The 16,704-nt window shown below is 63.9% G+C and carries 18 protein-coding genes and 1 pseudogene; 3 read left to right on the forward strand and 16 right to left on the reverse strand.

Annotated elements, in window-relative coordinates; translation table 11 throughout:
- Positions 1-3: 3 nt before the first annotated feature.
- The 13 genes and pseudogenes from ACFXS9_RS02955 to ACFXS9_RS03015 all read right to left on the reverse strand — a co-directional run bounded on the left by ACFXS9_RS02955 (position 4) and on the right by ACFXS9_RS03015 (position 11,394).
- Positions 4-1,338, reverse strand: coding sequence for a c-type cytochrome (locus tag ACFXS9_RS02955; RefSeq protein WP_392684978.1), 1,335 nt, complete (start codon positions 1,336-1,338; stop codon positions 4-6).
- A 12-nt stretch (positions 1,339-1,350) separates the two neighbouring features.
- Positions 1,351-1,731, reverse strand: coding sequence for a gamma-butyrobetaine hydroxylase-like domain-containing protein (locus tag ACFXS9_RS02960; RefSeq protein WP_392684981.1), 381 nt, complete (start codon positions 1,729-1,731; stop codon positions 1,351-1,353).
- Between the two features lie 14 nt (positions 1,732-1,745).
- Entirely contained in the window at positions 1,746-1,901 is a 156-nt protein-coding gene (locus tag ACFXS9_RS02965) for a hypothetical protein (protein WP_392684984.1), read from the reverse strand.
- Positions 1,902-1,936: 35 nt separating this feature from the next.
- Positions 1,937-2,978: pseudogene (locus ACFXS9_RS02970) on the reverse strand (formate dehydrogenase subunit gamma).
- A 68-nt stretch (positions 2,979-3,046) separates the two neighbouring features.
- Entirely contained in the window at positions 3,047-3,643 is a 597-nt protein-coding gene (gene fdh3B / locus ACFXS9_RS02975; protein ID WP_392684987.1) for a formate dehydrogenase FDH3 subunit beta, read from the reverse strand.
- A 14-nt stretch (positions 3,644-3,657) separates the two neighbouring features.
- Positions 3,658-6,624, reverse strand: a complete 2,967-nt coding sequence (locus ACFXS9_RS02980; protein WP_392684990.1) for a formate dehydrogenase subunit alpha — start codon at positions 6,622-6,624, stop codon at positions 3,658-3,660.
- Between the two features lie 13 nt (positions 6,625-6,637).
- Positions 6,638-6,853: a hypothetical protein gene (locus ACFXS9_RS02985; RefSeq protein ID WP_392684993.1), complete on the reverse strand. Its 216-nt coding sequence runs from the start codon at positions 6,851-6,853 to the stop codon at positions 6,638-6,640.
- A 33-nt stretch (positions 6,854-6,886) separates the two neighbouring features.
- Complete coding sequence (locus ACFXS9_RS02990) at positions 6,887-7,675, reverse strand: molecular chaperone TorD family protein (RefSeq protein ID WP_392684996.1); 789 nt, start codon at positions 7,673-7,675, stop codon at positions 6,887-6,889.
- A gap of 125 nt (positions 7,676-7,800) precedes the next feature.
- On the reverse strand, positions 7,801-8,520 hold the full coding sequence (locus ACFXS9_RS02995; protein WP_392684999.1) for a DUF3306 domain-containing protein: 720 nt from the start codon (positions 8,518-8,520) through the stop codon (positions 7,801-7,803).
- Entirely contained in the window at positions 8,517-9,035 is a 519-nt protein-coding gene (locus tag ACFXS9_RS03000; protein WP_334409801.1) for a DUF3305 domain-containing protein, read from the reverse strand. The genes ACFXS9_RS02995 and ACFXS9_RS03000 overlap by 4 nt, the downstream gene beginning before the upstream one ends.
- A 22-nt stretch (positions 9,036-9,057) precedes the next feature.
- A complete protein-coding gene (locus ACFXS9_RS03005) occupies positions 9,058-10,080 on the reverse strand; it encodes a DUF6352 family protein (RefSeq protein WP_392685003.1) in 1,023 nt (340 codons plus the stop codon).
- The gene (locus ACFXS9_RS03010) at positions 10,077-10,652 is read right to left on the reverse strand and encodes a DUF6505 family protein (protein WP_392685006.1); all 576 of its coding nucleotides are present in this window, start codon (positions 10,650-10,652) and stop codon (positions 10,077-10,079) included. Before ACFXS9_RS03010 ends, ACFXS9_RS03005 begins: the two co-directional genes overlap by 4 nt.
- A gap of 7 nt (positions 10,653-10,659) precedes the next feature.
- Complete coding sequence (locus ACFXS9_RS03015) at positions 10,660-11,394, reverse strand: biotin/lipoate--protein ligase family protein (protein WP_392685009.1); 735 nt, start codon at positions 11,392-11,394, stop codon at positions 10,660-10,662.
- A gap of 190 nt (positions 11,395-11,584) precedes the next feature.
- Here ACFXS9_RS03015 and ACFXS9_RS03020 point away from each other — a divergent pair, with 190 nt between their 5' ends.
- From ACFXS9_RS03020 to ACFXS9_RS03030, 3 genes are read left to right on the forward strand one after another with little or no spacing between them, the layout of a single operon-like run.
- Entirely contained in the window at positions 11,585-13,624 is a 2,040-nt protein-coding gene (locus ACFXS9_RS03020; RefSeq protein ID WP_392685012.1) for a 4Fe-4S binding protein, read from the forward strand.
- Positions 13,625-13,631: 7 nt separating this feature from the next.
- On the forward strand, positions 13,632-14,381 hold the full coding sequence (locus ACFXS9_RS03025) for an Mrp/NBP35 family ATP-binding protein (RefSeq protein WP_392685015.1): 750 nt from the start codon (positions 13,632-13,634) through the stop codon (positions 14,379-14,381).
- Positions 14,350-14,484, forward strand: a complete 135-nt coding sequence (locus ACFXS9_RS03030; protein ID WP_392685017.1) for a hypothetical protein — start codon at positions 14,350-14,352, stop codon at positions 14,482-14,484. The genes ACFXS9_RS03025 and ACFXS9_RS03030 overlap by 32 nt, the downstream gene beginning before the upstream one ends.
- A gap of 15 nt (positions 14,485-14,499) precedes the next feature.
- On the opposite strand, the gene ACFXS9_RS03035 is transcribed toward ACFXS9_RS03030, so the two are convergent.
- The 3 genes from ACFXS9_RS03035 to ACFXS9_RS03045 all read right to left on the reverse strand — a co-directional run bounded on the left by ACFXS9_RS03035 (position 14,500) and on the right by ACFXS9_RS03045 (position 16,620).
- A complete protein-coding gene (locus tag ACFXS9_RS03035; protein ID WP_392685020.1) occupies positions 14,500-14,733 on the reverse strand; it encodes a hypothetical protein in 234 nt (77 codons plus the stop codon).
- Between the two features lie 118 nt (positions 14,734-14,851).
- Positions 14,852-15,877: a histone deacetylase family protein gene (locus ACFXS9_RS03040; RefSeq protein WP_392685023.1), complete on the reverse strand. Its 1,026-nt coding sequence runs from the start codon at positions 15,875-15,877 to the stop codon at positions 14,852-14,854.
- Positions 15,874-16,620, reverse strand: a complete 747-nt coding sequence (locus tag ACFXS9_RS03045) for a GntR family transcriptional regulator (RefSeq protein ID WP_392685025.1) — start codon at positions 16,618-16,620, stop codon at positions 15,874-15,876. The genes ACFXS9_RS03040 and ACFXS9_RS03045 overlap by 4 nt, the downstream gene beginning before the upstream one ends.
- Between the last annotated feature and the right edge of the window lie 84 nt (positions 16,621-16,704).

Consider the following 16,704-nt stretch of genomic DNA (forward strand, 5'->3'; position numbering starts at 1 on the left):
ACCTTATCGCTTTGTCGCCCGCTCGAGGAATTGCACCAGCGCGGCGCGGTCCTGCTCCGAGCCGATGCGCTGCTCTGGCATCTTGGTGCCGGGCGTGTAGGCCTGCGGCCCGACCTCGAACAATTTGGAAACCGTCTCCGGCGTCCAGACGATATCGAGGCGCTTCAGCGCTTCGGAAAAATTATATCCGGGCGCGGTTGCAATTCGTCGGCCGAAGATGCCGGCGAGCGTGGGGCCTGCGCGGTTGACCTGATCGGCACCAAGCGTATGGCAGGCCACACAGGCGCGAAAGACCTCCGCGCCGCGATCGCCGGCATAGGCGGCGAGCGGATCTCCTGCCGTTTCCACGAGAAGCGGATCGACCGGCTCGCCTGTCGCGGCGTTCCAGCGCCGGATGATGTTGTCAGCGCCGCCCGTGAGCAGCGTGCGGCTGTCGGGTGCGAATACGACCGACCAGACCGGAAGGCCCGGACCAACCAGCGTGCGCGCGAGCGTACGCGCCTTGCGGTCGATCACCGCGACCGTGCCGCCGATGCCCGCGGCGGCCACATGCGCTCCATCAGGCGAAATCGCAATCGAGATCACCGGCCTTGGCCCTGCCGCAACCTCGCCGGCGCGCGCGCCGCCGGCGGTCAGGAAGTAGACCTTGCCGTCGGCACCGCCGACCGCGATTTCACCGTCACGGCCTACGGCCACGGCGTTGAGCGGTGTCGGCATCGGAATGACGGTCGGCGGCTGCGCGCCCGACAGCGGCCAGATGCGAACGCTGAGGTCGTAGCTGACGCTGACCAGCGTGCGGCCATCGGCCGTAAACGCCACGCCGTTGACGTTCTGGGTATGCTGATCGAGCACGCGCGGCGCGCCGCCTGCGAGCGGCCAGAGCCGCACCGTGTGATCCCACGACGCCGACGCGAGCGTCGCACCATCAGGCGATACGGCAAGCGCCACGATCGGCGCCGTGTGGCCTTCCAGCACGAGATCGGGCTCGATCTTTCCGGAAGTCCAGATCGCAATCCGACCGTCGGCCCCCGCGGTCGCCGCACGGCCGTCCCTGAGCAGGCCGACTGCATTGACGGCGTCCGAATGGAACCGAAGCACCTGCTCGGCCGCGTTGCGCGTGAGAGACCAGCGGATCGAGGTCGAATCGAAGCTGCCGGAGATCGCGCTTTGCCCGTCGGCCGATATCGCCAGCGCCCGAACCGGCCCACCATGCCCGCGCAGTTGCGCGACGGCGGCCGTTGCGCCGATCGGCAGAGCGATCAGCACGGCCGCAAGCGCCAGAAGGGCCGATCGGCCCCTGTTGCGACGTGGAGCTTTCGCCGAAACCGATTGTCCCATTTGCCGGCGGCCTCAGCGTACGCCCGGCCGGTCGCGGTCGAGCCCCTTGGCCTGCAGGTCGTCGAGGTAGTCCCGAAAGCGCTGCTCGGCATTCTCGCCGAGATCGCGCAGGAACGCCCAGGAGTAGATGCCGGTCGAGTGCATGTCGTCGAATCCTAATCTGACGGCATAATTGCCGACAGGATCGACCGAAAGAATGGTGACATTGCGTTTGCCGCCGACGGTTTTGCGCTCGGCTTCGGAATGCCCCTGCACTTCGGCGGATGGGCTGGTGACCCGGAGCAATTCAGCGGAGAGATCGAATGTGCGGCCGTCATCGAAGGCAACGCGCAACGTGCGGCGATCCTTCGGCAGGCGAATTTCAACCGGCCACGCCAGCGTGACGTCAGGCACGCCCACCGCCGGCGTCAGCCCGGGCCGATCAGATTGTGGCCGGGATCGCTGACCCTGGCGCCCGTGGTCGTAAAGGCGACGGAGCTTGGCTCCTGAATGGTGTTGAGAACCATCGCGACGCCGACGGCGGCAACCACAGCAAAAGCCACAGCCGCAACAAAGGATTTCATGTCACTTCCTCACGTTTTACTTGCGCCTGACCGGACTATTCGGCCGGTACTGCGCGGGCCGTGCCATCAGATGGAGCTTCGCCCTTTGCCTGCTGTTCCTTGACCCAGATCGCGTGATGCTCCTTGGCCCAGTTGAGATCGACCTCACCCGTTCCCATCGCATCAAACGCCCCCTCCATGCCGATCGAGCCGATATAGATGTGCGCCAGCATGGCGGCGATGAAGAGCATCGCGATCACGGCGTGGATCACGGTCCAGAACTGGAGTGCAGTGACGTTGCCCGGAAGATACGGGAACAGCAGGAACCAGCCGGACACCGACATCAGCACGCCGCCGATGATCACGATCCAGAAAAATCCCCTTCTGTCCCGCGTTGAAACGCTTGGCCGGCGGATGCTTGTCGTCAGACAGAAGGCCCCCGCCCTGCTTGAGCCATTCCCAATCGAGCTTGCCCGGAATGTTGTCCTTGATCCAGATCAGGAACATGATCGCAAGCCCCAGCATGAAAGGGAATGCCAGGTAGTTGTGCGCAAGCTTGGCCCAGGCCGACATGGTCGCGAAAGCGTCGGGGCCGAACAGCGGCAGGATCAGGGCGCGTCCGAAGCTGACGTTCAGGCCCGAGAGCGCCAGGATGATGAAGCAGCTTGCGGTGAGCCAGTGCGTGAACCGCTCGAAGCTCGCGAAGCGCAGCATCGTCTTCCCTGAAAATCCCTGGTGCACGCGAATCCGGCCGCGCACCATCAGGAAGATCGCGAGCACGGCCAACATGCCGAGGATGGAAATGCCGCCGATCCAGGGCAGCTTGCTGCGCTGGAAGTCGCGCCAGTCGCGCCCTGCGGGCTGGATCAGATTGGCAGCACTCCCGTCGGGGATCGATACGCGCCCGCTGATCTTGTCGCCCTCCTTTAGCGCGTTCAGAAGCTTGTCTTCCTGAACGGCCTCGGCGGTCGGCTTGAAGGAAATCTGTGCGGCCGCAGGCTGTGCGAACACGAACAACAGCGCGAGCGCGGCAAGCAGCGGCTTGAAAACCGCGAATTTGAGATTTGCGAACCTGAGAATTGAAGATGAGCCTGGCATTTGCACAACGCCTTTCGGTTATCGGAATTACCCTGATGCCGCCGCGCCGAAGCGCGGCGGCCGTTGCATCAGCCGGTCGGTGAATCGCTGTAGGCGGTCTTCCAGCCCCACATGCCGGAGCCATAGCCGCGCTTCATCACCCGCTCCTTGTAGATCTCGGCGATGATCGCGCCGTCTCCGGCAAGCAGTGATTTGGTCGAGCACATCTCGGCGCAAATCGGCAGCTTGCCTTCGGCCAGACGGTTGGCGCCGTATTTGGCGTATTCGGCCGGGCTAGAGTCCGCTTCCGGCCCGCCCGCGCAGTAGGTGCACTTGTCCATCTTGCCGCGCGACCCGAAGTTGCCGACCTTCGGATATTGCGGCGCGCCGAACGGACAGGCGTAGAAGCAGTAGCCGCAGCCGATGCACAGGTCCTTGGAGTGCAGCACGACGCCGTCGGCGGTGGTGTAGAAGCACGACACCGGGCAAACCGCGGCGCACGGCGCATCCGTGCAGTGCATGCAGGCCATGGAGACCGAGCGTTCGCCGGGCTTGCCGTCATTGATGGTGACGACGCGGCGGCGATTGATGCCCCACGGCACTTCATGTTCGTTCTTGCATGCGGTCACGCACGCATTGCACTCGATGCAACGGTCGGCATCACAAAGAAATTTGACGCGAGCCATGATCTATTCTCCTCTCACGCCGCTTGGATCTGGCACAGGGTCACCTTGCCCTCGTGCATGCCGGTGACCGGGTCGTAACCGTAGGACGTGATCGTGTTGACGCTTTCGCCCAGCACGATCGGGTCTGAGCCCTTCGGATATTTGCCGCGTTGGTCGACGCCCTGGAACCAGCCGGAGAAGTGGAATGGCATGAACGCCACCCCCTTGCCGACGCGGTCGGTGACCAGCGCCTTGACGCGGGCCTTCGAGCTGTTTTCCGGACCGTAAACCCAAACCCAGCCGCCATCCTTGATGCCGCGCTCGGCGGCATCCGAGGTGTTGACCTCCACGAACATGTCCTGCTGCAATTCCGCGAGCCATTTGTTGGATCGGGTTTCCTCGCCGCCGCCTTCGTATTCAACGAGGCGTCCCGAAGTCAGGATGATCGGGAATTGCTTGGCGAGCCCCTTCTCGACCGCCGCCTTCTGGATCGAGAAGCCCACATTGGCCATGCGGAACTGACGCCCGTCCGGACGCGTCGGATATTTCGCGACGAGATCGGGCCGCGCGGTGTAGATCGGCTCGCGATGCACTGGCACGGGATCCGGCAGATTCCACGCCACCGCGCGGGCCTTGCCGTTGCCATACGCCATCACGCCGTGCTCCAGCGTGACGCGGATGATACCGCCCGACAGATCGACCGCCCAGCCGACGCCATCAGGGTTGTTGCCGCCGATCTTGTTGATGGTCGCAAGCTCGTCCGCGGTCAGATCCTTGTCCCAGCCGAGCTTCTTGAGCACGCCATAGGTGAACTCGGGATAGCCGTCAGTGAGCTCCGACCCCTTGCTGTAGGAGCCTTCGGACAGCATGTTGACGTTCTTGACCGAGCCGTCTGGCTGCTTCTCCTCGTAGACCACGCCGAAGCGCGCGCGGAACGTGCCGCCGCCGTCCTTGGCGTGAAGGTTGGTGTTGTAGAGCGTGTGCGTACCCGGATGCCGGATCTGCGGCGTGCCCCAGCACGGCCACGGCAGGCCGTAATAGTCGCCGCCGATCTCCGGCTCGTCCGCCTTGGCGCGCAGGGTCACCAGGTCGAACTTGCCCTGGTTCTTCATGTGCGCCTTCAACCGCTCCGGCGACTGGCCGGAATAGCCGGTCGAGAAGCCGCCGCGGTTGATTTCCCGCAAGAGGTCCTCGGCCGACGGATGCTTGTTCTCGACCTTGATGTTCTTGAACATCTTGTCGGCGAAGCCGAGCTTTTCCGACAACCGATAGATGATCTCGTAGTCGTCCTTCGATTCGAAGATCGGCTTGACGATCTGCTCGCCCCACTGCAGCGAGCGGTTGGACGCCGTACGCGAGCCCGAGGTCTCGAACTGGGTACAGGCAGGCAAGAGATAAGTGCCATTCTTGCGCTCGGAGATTGCAGCGAACGTGGTGGGATGCGGATCGGCGACCACCAGCAGTTCGAGCTTTTCGAGGCCCTTCACCATCTCCGTCATGCGCGGCACGGTGTTGCCGCCGTGCCCCATGATGACCACGCCCTTCACGGCGTCGCGCTGATCGACGTCGTCGGGGTTGGAGAGCGTCGCATCGAACCAGCGGGTCCACGGGATGCCCGGCAGCTCCATGTTCTGCTTGCGGGTGCGCGCCGGACGGCCCGCCTTCGCCGGGACTTCGTCGAAGCGCGACTGCAGGTAATCGTACTCGACTTCCCAGACGCGCGCCCAGTGCTTCCAGGCGCCTTCGACCAGACCGTAATAGAGCGGCAGCGTCACGATATCGAGCCCGATATCGGTCGCGCCCTGCACGTTGCAGTGGCCGCGGAAGATGTTGGCGCCCGAGCCGAAGGACCCGACGTTGCCCGTCGCGAGCAACAGGTTGCAATAAGCGCGGACATTGGCGGTGCCGACGGTGTGCTGGGTGCCACCCATGCACCAGACGATCGTCGATGGCTTTTGCTTTGCGAAGGTCTCGGCAACCTTCTTCAGTTGCTCGCCGGGAATGCCGGTGACGCGCTCGACCTCTTCTGGCGTCCACTTCGCAACTTCGGCGCGGATCTGGTCCATGCCGTAGACGCGTTGCTTGATGAATTCCTTGTCTTCCCAGCCATTGTTAAAGATGTGGTGCAACATGCCCCAGATCACGGCAATATCGGTGCCCCCGCGGAACCTCACATATTCGGTGGCATGCGCTGCGGTACGGGTGAAGCGCGGATCGAGCACGAACACGTTGGCGCGGTTGAGCTCCTTGCCGGAGAGGATGTGCTGCAACGAAACCGGGTGGGCTTCGGCGGCGTTCGATCCCATGAAGACGATCGTCTTCGAGTTGCGCATGTCATTGTAGGAATTCGTCATCGCGCCGTAGCCCCAGGTATTGGCGACGCCGGCGACGGTGGTCGAATGACAGATGCGGGCCTGGTGATCGATCGAATTGGTGCCCCAGAACGCCGCGAACTTGCGGAACAGGTAGCCGCCCTCGTTGGAGAACTTCGCGGAGCCGAGCAGATAGACGGAATCGGCGCCGGACTTGGCGCGGATCTCCAGCATCTTGTCGCCGATCTCGTTGATGGCCTGATCCCACGAGATCTTCTGCCACTCGCCGTTGACCAGCTTCATCGGATATTTCAGCCGGCGGTCGCCATGGACGAGTTCGCGCACGGCTGCGCCCTTGGCGCAATGCGAGCCTCGGTTGATCGGGCTGTCCCACGCCGGCTCCTGGCCGACCCAGACGCCGTTCTGCACTTCGGCGATCACGGTGCAACCGACCGAGCAATGCGTGCAGATGTTCTTTCTGATTTCGGTGGGCGCGCCGACCTTCTCAGGCCCTGCCTGCGCCTTGCGCACCGATCCGAGCGGCATCAGGCCGATCGCGGCGCCCGCGCCGGCCGCCAGACCGGACCGCCGCAGAAACGTACGGCGGTCGAGAACTCCCGACGCGAGGCCGGCGGCGATGCCCTGCAAACGCGCCTTGCCCGCGGATCCATCTCTTCGTTTCATCAACATGTGCGTGGTCCCATCAATAGCGGTTGACGCGATAGAAATTCTTGACGTGGTCGCTTTCCTTGTAGCGCGCCTTCACGCGCTCGGCCTGCGACTCGTCCGCAGCCGCCTCGGTGCCCGCAAGCGGCACAACGGCTGCTGCAGCGACCGCCGAACCGCCCATCAGAAACAGGCTGCGCCGATCCACCCCCGCGGCCTGTGACTTTCCCGTACTCTCAGATGGCTTGCTCATTGCGATCTCTCCTATTCTCGTCGCCTTTCACCGTCACTCGGACAGCGTGAAGGCCTCTGATTCCAATTCCATGAAGACACGGCCGGTGCGGCCGACGGCACGGTAGAAGCGCGCCGATTGCGACATTTCGAGATCGGCGAACATCCGCGCCGCCCACGGCTTGAGATGACGCTCGAAAAAGCGCGCCTGCTCGGCGAACTCGGCTTCGAAGTCGCCGCGTGCGAGGCCCGCCATGACCTCGAGCAGGATAGCGATATGGTCTTCCGGCTCCCGCGACGTACCTGCGCGCTCGATTCCGAGCGCACGCAGATCCTCGCGCACCCGCGCCAGCGGGCGTTCGTGAAGAAAGCCGGTGAGATAATAGGAGGCATAGGGCAGTAGTTCGCCGCGGCCGAGCCCGATGAAAAGATCGAAGAACTCCTTGCTAACGGCGCGATCATCCGTCGCCGCAGCGGCAGATGCGAGTTCGACATGCGCCATGCCGAGATCGGAGCCGTCGCCCTTCAGCGTTGCTACCCGTTGCAGCGTTTCCGCATCCGGCGCCTTGCCAAGCAGCAACGACAACAGGCCGTATTCCGCGGCACGCAGTTGATCGATCTCGTCGATTTCGGATTTCGATGTCACCTGATCCTCGGACGATCCGTAGAGATCGGGACGCAGGGCAAAACGGTCCACCTGCGTCAGTGTCTCGACGGCGAGAACGCGCTCGGCAGGTATGCGCGACCATGCGGAAACAGAGGGCTGCGCAATGCCTAACCCCCGCGCCAGCGATCCGACGCCACCTGCTGCCTTAATTGCTAGTTCCAGTCCGGCATCACGCATGGTGCTACCGATATCTCCCCGCCCGCGCCCGCGTGCCTCTTATTCAGGCACACACTTTAGAACTGGAATTATTCCAGGGAGAAATTTGTAGCATAGGCAGGGGCTATGTCCGCAAATACTTTTGTCTAAACAATCGGTTTTGCGGTGCCATGGCGTCGCACGCGTTGCTGCGGCGCAACAGATTTTGCTGCCTCGGATTCGCCCACCGACGCGGGTTCCCCTGCATCCCGTTTCGCTTCTGAAACGAGTTCCGTTTCTGTCGAGGGTTCATCAGACTGTCGCAAAGACTCCTCAGGCAAAGACTCCTCAGGAAGGTCTTCCTGCGTTCTTGCCGAGAGTTCACGTTCAGCCGGTTGTGGCGAAGGACCTGCCATCTCGGTTCCGGAATCTGCGTCGGAATTCGTTGTTTCGGCCGTCTGCTCACCCATGATTTGCGCGACCAGCCGCGCCACGTCGACGCCTGCGCCGAGCTCGCCACCGCCGGGCACTCCGCCCGGCGCGTTCCAGTCGTAGGCATATTCAAGTGCTGGACTGACGTAGTTGCAAATCGCGGGGTCCAACGCCCAGGACTTTCGCAAAGCCGCATTCCGCAAATGATCGGGAACGCCTTTACGAAGAAAGGCAGTGATATCGGTGGTTTCTGTCAGCTCCTCGAGCTTGGGCAGCGTCGAGAGATCGAACTCCGGCTCGACCGCTTCGGCTTGCGCTGAGGGTGGAGCTGGCGAATCGCCGCTGTCGGCAGCCGGCGTGTCCCGCTTCGGCTCGGTCTGTTTGGCTTCCTGCTTGCGCTGCGACCATCGCGCCAGAAAGCTCTTGTCTCGATCGGCTTCGTCCGGACCACTCATTTGCGACCCATCTTCTCGTCCGGCCCGCCGCCCGGCACGCGCGGCCGATCGCCGCTGGCGCGATCCCGCTTGCGCTTGTGAAACACGCGCTCGACATGGAATCGATCGACGAAGGCGGCAATCCATGACGCGATCTCAGGCGGCATCGGCACGGTGCCGATCACGTCGCAGCCGCTTTCGAACATCGCCTCCCCTTCGGTCGGGTCGGCGGTCACTTTCGTCAGCTCAAGCTCAGGACCACCATCCTGGCGCCGCAACGCGACCCAGATCCGCGGCTCCCCATCGGCAAGGTTGTCGCGGTAGTTCGCCGTTTCCGAGCTGAACAGGTCGATGCTGGCCGATCCCGCGTAATAGATCGTCGCGTCGGCTTCGGTGGACAACGCAGTCCAGGGTGCGGTCGCGGGCACCTCATCCAGGATCATTGCCGGCGACCACAACTGGTCGATCCAGGGATTGTCGATCGAACGGCGCCGCACCACCACGCCGACCTCGCGGGATGCTTCCGTCATCGCCATGTCCCATCCTCCATTCGGTGGATCACGTGGCATTCGCGGCCGCGGCCAGCGGCAACCCCGCGACCAGGTTTTGCGGCTTTAGTCTCACCACCTTGTCCGCGCCCATGGCGAGTATGAGGTAAGCCGGCTTGTCGCCGACGCGCTCGTCCACCAGCCGCAGATCTTCGAACGTCAGGCGCATCAGCGCTACGATGCGTTCGGCAATGCCGCCCTCCAGCCGCTCGCCACGCCACAGCGCGTTGCCGATCCGCGTCGCCTCGCTGTCGAGGCCTATGAACCAGCGCCAGTCGCGATCCTCGATCGCGGCGATGGTTTCGACGCTGACGGTGATGCCGAGCAGATGAGCGACCCAGCGCTCGATGACCCGGCAGAGCCCGGCCCGCGCTTTCTTGTTGCCGCCGATGTTCATCACCATCGCATGCGCGTCCGACCGCGACCAGTAGGTCCAGGCGTTTTCGTCGTCCATGACGTCCATCTCGCCGAACGACTTCGGCTGCTGCAGCATGGCCGTGAGCGGCGATGAATGCAGGTCGTGCTGGGCATGCTGCTCCGCCTCGATGACTTCCGCATCGGCCAGCAGCAACGTGCCTTCGTGAACGGCGGCAAGCTGGCTGCGATAGAACACCTCCGCGGCACGCAACATATAAGGGTCGTCGCAGCCTTCGAGCGCGTTGCGCAGGATCAGGTGGCACAATTGCGACAGAAAGATTGGCGGCAGATCGCCGGCCCCCTTGCGGGCGAGCGCGACATAGACCGCCTCCAGCGACGGCGCCGCCATCAGCCGGTCGCGGAAATTCACCATGAAGGACCAATTTTCGCGCGCATCGGCATCGGCGAGCGCGGCGATATCAGCGTTCGAGACCGGGCGCAGCGGATCGACCATCAGGCTCGCATGCAAATGGCGCTCGGCCTCGCAGGCGTCGGCCGGCGGCATCAATTCGGGCCGCGCCAGATAGGCCATGATGAGTTCAGGCGTGGCGACCAGCCCGCCGTGATCGGCGCGGCGCGTGAGGTGATGGCCCGATGCGACCCAGAATTCTCTCATGTACGATCCGTCGTCTTGGCGTCGGTCCTGATCAGCCCGAGAAGATCGACCTCTTCGGCAGGTTCAACATCGCCTTCGACTTCATGGAAGGTAAAGGCGCTGGCATGCGCGTGCAACCGGTCGGCATCCCCGGCAGCGGGGCGGGCTTTAAGGGTACGAAAGCGTTCGCGGATCTCGCCGTTTTCGACGCTGCGCTGAACGGCAAGCAACGTCTGCGGCGGATGTTCGCACAGGGAAGCTGCGAACGCGATCTCTTCCTCGGCGGCAAGACGCGCGGCGTCCGCATCGGGCGCCCCGAATTTCTCCCGCAACTGGCTTGCAAGCCGCTCGATCATCGCCTCCCGTTCCGCTTCGCTCGCTTCGGTGACGACGGCAAGCGTCGACCATCCGAGACTGTCGATCCCAAGAAAGCCGGAACGCAGCGCCACGCGCTGCTTCTGGCCGAGCGTCGCCGGATCCCGGTTCCAAAAAACGAACGCGCCGGAAACCGCCCATTCGCCGGGTTCCGCCGCCCGTTCGAAGACGAAGGTATCGGACGGGTCCAGCCTGATGGTTCGCGGAAACTTCAACATATCCGCCTCATCCGAATTTTGGACCGCGCGTCTGCGGATCATACCAACTGGCTTTTGCCAGCGCATCCACAAGACTGTTCCGCTCCGGCGCTGCTCCGCCGGCCGGCATGCCGACCAGAAGATCGCCGTTAACGTCGATGCCCCGGCGCTCGCCGGCCTTACCCTTGGGAAGCCGTTCCAGATAGTCCCGCGCGATCGCCTCGAAGCCGCGCTCTTTCCAGCGATCGAACGCGGTCATTAGGTGCCTAGTGAAGCTTTCGATGATCGCATCGGTATCGACCATCTCGAAACCTTCGCTCAGCAGGGACACGCCCGAGGCCGCCTGCACTTCCGGAACATGCGCCATGGCGGCAGCGCGCAGGATCACGCCGAAAACGAGCCAAGACGGTATGTCGTCTTCGGTGCATTCAGCGGGCCAGCCGAGCCGTCCGCCGCCAAGCAATCCCGCGTCAAACCGGATCGCGTCGGGCCAGTCGAAACAGACCTCTCGTTCCGGCGGACAATGAGCCGCAATCGCATCGGCCAGCGCATTCATGCCGGCAAAGAACGCCCGCCGTGCCGACCTGAGCGGCTCGTCGGGTTCAAGCACCACCGCGAACTCGACTAGATCGTAGCGGCGCACCCATACCAGCGTTCCGGCCCCCGCCTCCGCCGCGATCTCGCGAGCATGGGCAAAGGCGTCGCCGAGCTCGCGCAACGCGACCAAAGTATAACCGGGTGGCAAATCGAGCGTCTGTTCCATATCTCTTGGACGAACGATCACGAGCGGCTAATCCCTGATTTGCTCCACGAGCCGCTTGTGTATGCTATTCCGTGCAAGTTGGCCACGCGAGCGGCCTTTGTATCTTGCAGATATCCGTCCGAGCGGTTACCGCAGAACCGTAGGATGAAGCAACAACCCGCTTGATGCTCCGGGTTCAAGGTATTTCAAAATGAGTGCGGCGAAGTCTCGCCTCCTGATTTGCAGTTGCGAGAAGACCATGCCGCTCGATGCGGAAGCGATCGGTCGCGGCTGCGCGGGCAAGATCACGCAGGCAAATCAGCTTTGCGGTCTCGACCTCGACCGCTTCAAGGAGGCGCTCGCCGAGGGCGCGCCGATTACGGTTGCCTGCACCCAGGAAGCGCCGCTGTTTCGGGAAGTGGCGGAGAACACCCCGCAAGCCCAGCTCACCTTCGTCAACATCCGCGAGACCGGCGGCTGGTCGAAGGACGCCGCGGCAGCCGGTCCGAAAGCCGCAGCGCTGATTGCTGCGGCGGGCGAAGAAATGCCGCCGCTCTCGCTGGTGACGCTCGAGAGCAGTGGCGTCGCACTGATCTATGGCCGGGACGAAATCGCCATCGAGGCGGCGCAGCGTCTCGCCGATCGTTTGGACATTACCGTGCTTCTGACCAAGCCCGGCGAAGTGGCCCCGCGCCGCACCAACGAATTTCCCGTGCTCAAAGGCACGATCCGCAACGCCCGCGGCCATCTCGGCCAGTTCGAGCTTGCGATCGACGACTACGCGCTGCCATCCCCCTCTTCGCGCGCCAAGCTTGTGTTCGGGCCGGCGCGCAATGGCGCGACGTCGACCTGCGATCTGATCCTCGATCTCTCCGGCGGCACACCGCTGTTCCCCGCGCATGAACTGCGTCCCGGCTATCTGCGCGCCGATCCGCGCGACAAGGCGGCCGTCGAGCGCGCGATCGCAGATGCCGGCGGCCTGGTCGGCACCTTCGACAAGCCGCGCTTTGTCAATTTCGAGCCGTCGCTCTGCGCGCATTCGCGCTCGTCCATTACCGGATGCACGCGTTGTCTTGACCTCTGTCCGACCGGCGCGATCACGCCGAACGGGAACGCGGTTGCGATCGATGCCAATGTCTGCGCCGGCTGCGGCTCCTGCGCTTCCGTATGTCCGACCGGCGCGGCGTCCTATGCATTGCCGAGCGCGGACGCGCTGATGCGGCGGCTGCGCACGCTACTGCAGACTTACCGCAAGGCCGGCGGCAGCGACGCCGTAGTCTTGTTTCATGACGGCGAGCATGGCGAGGACATCATCGATGCCCTGGCGCGGTTCGGCGAGGGTTTGCCGGCCAACGTACTGCCGCTGCGCGTCAACGAAGTAACGCAGGTCGGACCGGAGATCATCGCGTCCGTCTTCGCCTATGGCGGCAGCGGCGTCGCGCTGCTAACGCGCGCCAAGCCACGCCACGATATCGCGGCGCTTCGCCGCGCTGTCGAGACGTCCGATCGGATCGTTAGCGCGCTGGGCTTCGGCGCCGGAATCATCCAGATCATCGAGACCGACGATCCGGACCAACTGCGCGCCATGCTGGATGCCGCCCCTCACGGCGTCGCCACGCAAAAGCCGGCCGGCTTTGTGCCGCGCGGGGCGAAACGCGGCGTGCTCGAAACGACGTTTCGCGAGCTTCATCTCGCCGCGCCTGTGCCCGTCGAGGTCGTGCCGCTGGCGCCGGGCGCCCCCTTCGGCACCGTGAACCTGAATGTCGAAGGCTGCACGCTCTGCCATGCTTGCGTCACCGCCTGCCCGACTGGCGCGCTATCAGATAACCCCGATCGCGCGATGCTGCGCTTCACCGAAAGCCTCTGCGTGCAGTGCGGGCTTTGCCAATCCACCTGCCCCGAGAAGGTCATCACGATCGAACCCCGTCTCGACTTCCAGGCCTGGAACACGCCGCAGCGCGTGCTGAAGGAGGAAGAGCCGTTCAACTGCATCGCCTGCGGCAAACCGTTCGGCACCAAGAGCTCGATCGATCGCGTGCTGGCCAAACTCGGCGGCGAGAGGCACTGGATGTTCCAGGGCGCCAACGCGAAGCGCCTCGACGTCATCAAGATGTGCGCGGATTGCCGCGTCGAAGCGGTCGTAAACGAGAGCTTCGACCCGCATGCGGTGCCGCAACGCCCGCCGGTCATGTCGACGGAAGATTATCTGCGCGCGCGCGAAGTGAAGAAGGACGATCCGCTTGGATCGTGAGCAGCAAGTGTCCGCCACCTCTCCAGATCTCAAGGCCCGCGCGACGTCAAAGGCTGCCGGCATCCCCGGTGTCAAGCACGTCATCGCGGTCGCCTCCGGCAAGGGCGGCGTCGGCAAATCCACCACCTCGTGCAATCTCGCGCTCGGCTTCGCGGCGCTCGGACTGAAGACCGGCATTCTCGATGCCGACATCTACGGTCCGTCGCAACAAAAACTGTTCGGACTGCGCGGCAAGCCGCGGCAACTCGGCCCGCGCATGCTGGAGCCGCTGGAGCGCTTCGGCGTCAAGGTGATGTCGATCGGCTTTCTGGTCGAGGAAGACAACGCCATGATCTGGCGCGGGCCGATGGTGATCTCGGCGATCACGCAGATGCTGCGCGAAGTCGCATGGGACGACCTCGATATCCTCGTCGTCGACCTGCCGCCCGGCACCGGCGACGCGCAGCTCACCATGGCGCAACAGGCGCCGCTGGCCGGTGCGATCATCGTCTCGACGCCGCAGGACATCGCCTTGATCGACGCGCGGCGCGGCATCGCCATGTTTCAGAAGGTGAGTATTCCGATCCTGGGCCTGATCGAGAACATGTCGAGCTTCTGCTGCCCGACCTGCAACCACGTCACCCCGATCTTCGGCCACGGCGGCGCGCGGACGGAAGCCGAACGCCGCGGCATTCCCTATCTCGGCGAGATACCGCTGGATATGCAGATTCGCCAGACCTCCGACGATGGCCGACCGATCGTCGCCGTCGAGCCCTGACGGCGTTCACGCCAAGCATTACGTGAGTATTGCGCGTGAGGTCTGGACCGCGATCGTAACCGGCACAGCGCACCGGCCGCCGCCGCGCATCGTCATCGAGTAGTCGCAGCCCGGCAGCTCACGGGCTCATAAAGATCGCGTCGATCCGCTCTGCGCCGCCGGCAAGGCCGAGCGCATGCAATTCGTCGCGATACAGATCGACGATGAGAATCGACAGGATCACGAAAAGAACGGTAGCGACCAACACCAGAAGCCGCGAGACAGATGTATCGGTTGCCTCCCGTTGCGCGGCCGTCCGATCCCGAGATCTGGTCCAGAGCGGTGCCATGAGAGCCAGCAAGGCATAGAGCATTGCGATCTCTCCTCTCTGCTTCGCGCTTCCGAAGCGTAAACCGGCCGCAGGCCAATGTCGATAATTGTCCGGCACGAGATCGCCTGCAAGCAGGTGTGGCGGGAGGCGCGTGTGCGGGCTAACGCGCCTCCTCGAAGCCGCCGAGCACAGCGGTGAGATTGGCGCCGAGAATATCCGAGAGATAACCGCCCTCCTGGACGAAAACCGTCGGCAGGCCCAATCGGGCGATCGCGGCGCCGATGCGGCGGAAGCCGGCCGTGGTCACCGCAAGACCGGCGAGCGGATCGTGCTCCGAGGCATCGAGGCCGAGCGCCACCACCAGCGCGCCGGGCGCAAACGCGCGGATGGTTTTTTCGGCATCGCCGAGCGCCTTGATGTAATCGTCATCCCCTGTGCCCTTTGGCAACGGGATGTTCAAATTGGCGCCGAGACCCGGACCGGCACCGCGCTCATGCGCATATCCCCACACGAAGGGATAGAAGAAGACGGGATCGGCATGGATCGACACCGTCAGCACGTCGGAGCGCTCATAGAAGATGCCCTGCGTGCCGTTGCCGTGATGCACGTCGACATCGAGGATTGCGACGCGTTCATGCTGCAGCCGAAGCTGCGCCGCTGCCACCGCGCTGTTGTTGAAGAAACAGAAGCCGCCCGACATGTCGGCATAGGCGTGATGGCCTGGCGGCCGGCACAGCGCATAGACAGCGTCTTCGCCGTCCAGGACGAGTTGCGCCGCGGTCGTGGCAACGTCGGTGGCGGCACAGGCGGCAGCGTAAGTGCCCTTGCCGATCGGAGCTGCCGTATCCGCCGCGTGCCAGCCGAGGCGGCCGACGATATGGGTTGGGTATGTGGCGCCGTAGCGAACCGGGTGGATGTTGGCGATCATCTCCGAGCCGGAATCGCCGAGCGCAACCCAGGCGTCCCAGGCTTCCTCCAGAAAACGCAGATACTCCGCGCTGTGAACGCGCGCCCGCGGGCCTTGGCCGAACACCGTCGGCTCGACGAGGCTGTGCATGCCGGCCTTAAGTCCCGCCAGCAACCGGTCGGCACGCTCGGGCTGCTCGGTGGTGCGTTTGATCACGCCGCGCACCAGGAAGAATTGCGGATCGTGGCTTCGATGCAGTTCGGTGTAGACGGCCTTCACACGGACACTCCGTTGGTTGGAAACAGGATGCTGCTCGGCTCAGTGGGATTGCCGAGCGGCGGCGTGAGCTCTCGCACCAGCCTGCCGACTTCGCGCCAGGCGTGGCCGATATGGTAGTCGACATGCGCGGTGATGCGCTCGGGATGACCGGCTTCGATCGCCGCCAGCAGCGGCTCGTGGGTCCTCGCGATCTCATGCGGGTCGTCGTAGAGGCGGCCGATCAGGCCGATGACCATGCGCAGCTCTGCTGCGAGATCATCGAACAATCGAAAAAGGCGGCGGTTATCCGCGATTTCAAAAATCAGCCGGTGAAAGCGATAATCCTCTTCCACCTGCCGGGCGGGATCGTCGAGATCGGCGGTCCGGTGCAGAACATCGATTTGCCGCCGCAACATATCTCGCGACTCCGGAGAGAGGCGCTTCGCCGCAAGCACGCTGGCGTGGCGCTCGATGCACAGACGCAGATCGTAGATCTCGTCGATGTTTCTGATTTCGAGTTTGCGGACGAAAAAGCCGCGGCGCGGGCTCGCGACCAGCAGCCCCTGTTTCTCCAGAAGGCGCGCCGCTTCGCGCACCGGCGCGCGGCTGACGCCCAGTTCCCGGGCAACCCCGGCCTCCACCACCTTGGAGCCAGGAGGCAGCCGCCCCTGAACGATGGCCTGCATCAAAATTCGAGCGATCTGACCGACCAGATCGCTATCCGCAAGTGCCGGTAATCCAACCGGAAGAGACATAGGCCGCATCGGCTAAACCCGCGCCAGTCCGTGGTTATTTTTTAATCGTCGATTGTCGACACTTTAATCTTGCCCAGATGCTGCGCGGCACGC

This window comes from Bradyrhizobium sp. RDI18 (assembly GCF_043203335.1).
GTDB lineage: Bacteria > Pseudomonadota > Alphaproteobacteria > Rhizobiales > Xanthobacteraceae > Bradyrhizobium > Bradyrhizobium retamae.

What these genes read in the sequence shown, in the direction of transcription:
- ACFXS9_RS02990 (WP_392684996.1), bottom strand. Translation starts at nt 7,675, where the DNA reads ATGCGTGATGCCGGACTGGAACTAGCAATTAAGGCAGCAGGTGGCGTC.
- ACFXS9_RS02980 (WP_392684990.1), bottom strand. Translation starts at nt 6,624, where the DNA reads ATGTTGATGAAACGAAGAGATGGATCCGCGGGCAAGGCGCGTTTGCAG.
- ACFXS9_RS03005 (WP_392685003.1), bottom strand. Translation starts at nt 10,080, where the DNA reads ATGAGAGAATTCTGGGTCGCATCGGGCCATCACCTCACGCGCCGCGCC.
- ACFXS9_RS03020 (WP_392685012.1), top strand. Translation starts at nt 11,585, where the DNA reads ATGAGTGCGGCGAAGTCTCGCCTCCTGATTTGCAGTTGCGAGAAGACC.
- ACFXS9_RS03015 (WP_392685009.1), bottom strand. Translation starts at nt 11,394, where the DNA reads ATGGAACAGACGCTCGATTTGCCACCCGGTTATACTTTGGTCGCGTTG.
- ACFXS9_RS02995 (WP_392684999.1), bottom strand. Translation starts at nt 8,520, where the DNA reads ATGAGTGGTCCGGACGAAGCCGATCGAGACAAGAGCTTTCTGGCGCGA.
- fdh3B (WP_392684987.1), bottom strand. Translation starts at nt 3,643, where the DNA reads ATGGCTCGCGTCAAATTTCTTTGTGATGCCGACCGTTGCATCGAGTGC.
- ACFXS9_RS03045 (WP_392685025.1), bottom strand. Translation starts at nt 16,620, where the DNA reads ATGCGGCCTATGTCTCTTCCGGTTGGATTACCGGCACTTGCGGATAGC.
- ACFXS9_RS02985 (WP_392684993.1), bottom strand. Translation starts at nt 6,853, where the DNA reads ATGAGCAAGCCATCTGAGAGTACGGGAAAGTCACAGGCCGCGGGGGTG.
- ACFXS9_RS02955 (WP_392684978.1), bottom strand. Translation starts at nt 1,338, where the DNA reads ATGGGACAATCGGTTTCGGCGAAAGCTCCACGTCGCAACAGGGGCCGA.
- ACFXS9_RS03035 (WP_392685020.1), bottom strand. Translation starts at nt 14,733, where the DNA reads ATGCTCTATGCCTTGCTGGCTCTCATGGCACCGCTCTGGACCAGATCT.
- ACFXS9_RS03000 (WP_334409801.1), bottom strand. Translation starts at nt 9,035, where the DNA reads ATGGCGATGACGGAAGCATCCCGCGAGGTCGGCGTGGTGGTGCGGCGC.
- ACFXS9_RS03010 (WP_392685006.1), bottom strand. Translation starts at nt 10,652, where the DNA reads ATGTTGAAGTTTCCGCGAACCATCAGGCTGGACCCGTCCGATACCTTC.
- ACFXS9_RS02965 (WP_392684984.1), bottom strand. Translation starts at nt 1,901, where the DNA reads ATGAAATCCTTTGTTGCGGCTGTGGCTTTTGCTGTGGTTGCCGCCGTC.
- ACFXS9_RS03030 (WP_392685017.1), top strand. Translation starts at nt 14,350, where the DNA reads ATGGCCGACCGATCGTCGCCGTCGAGCCCTGACGGCGTTCACGCCAAG.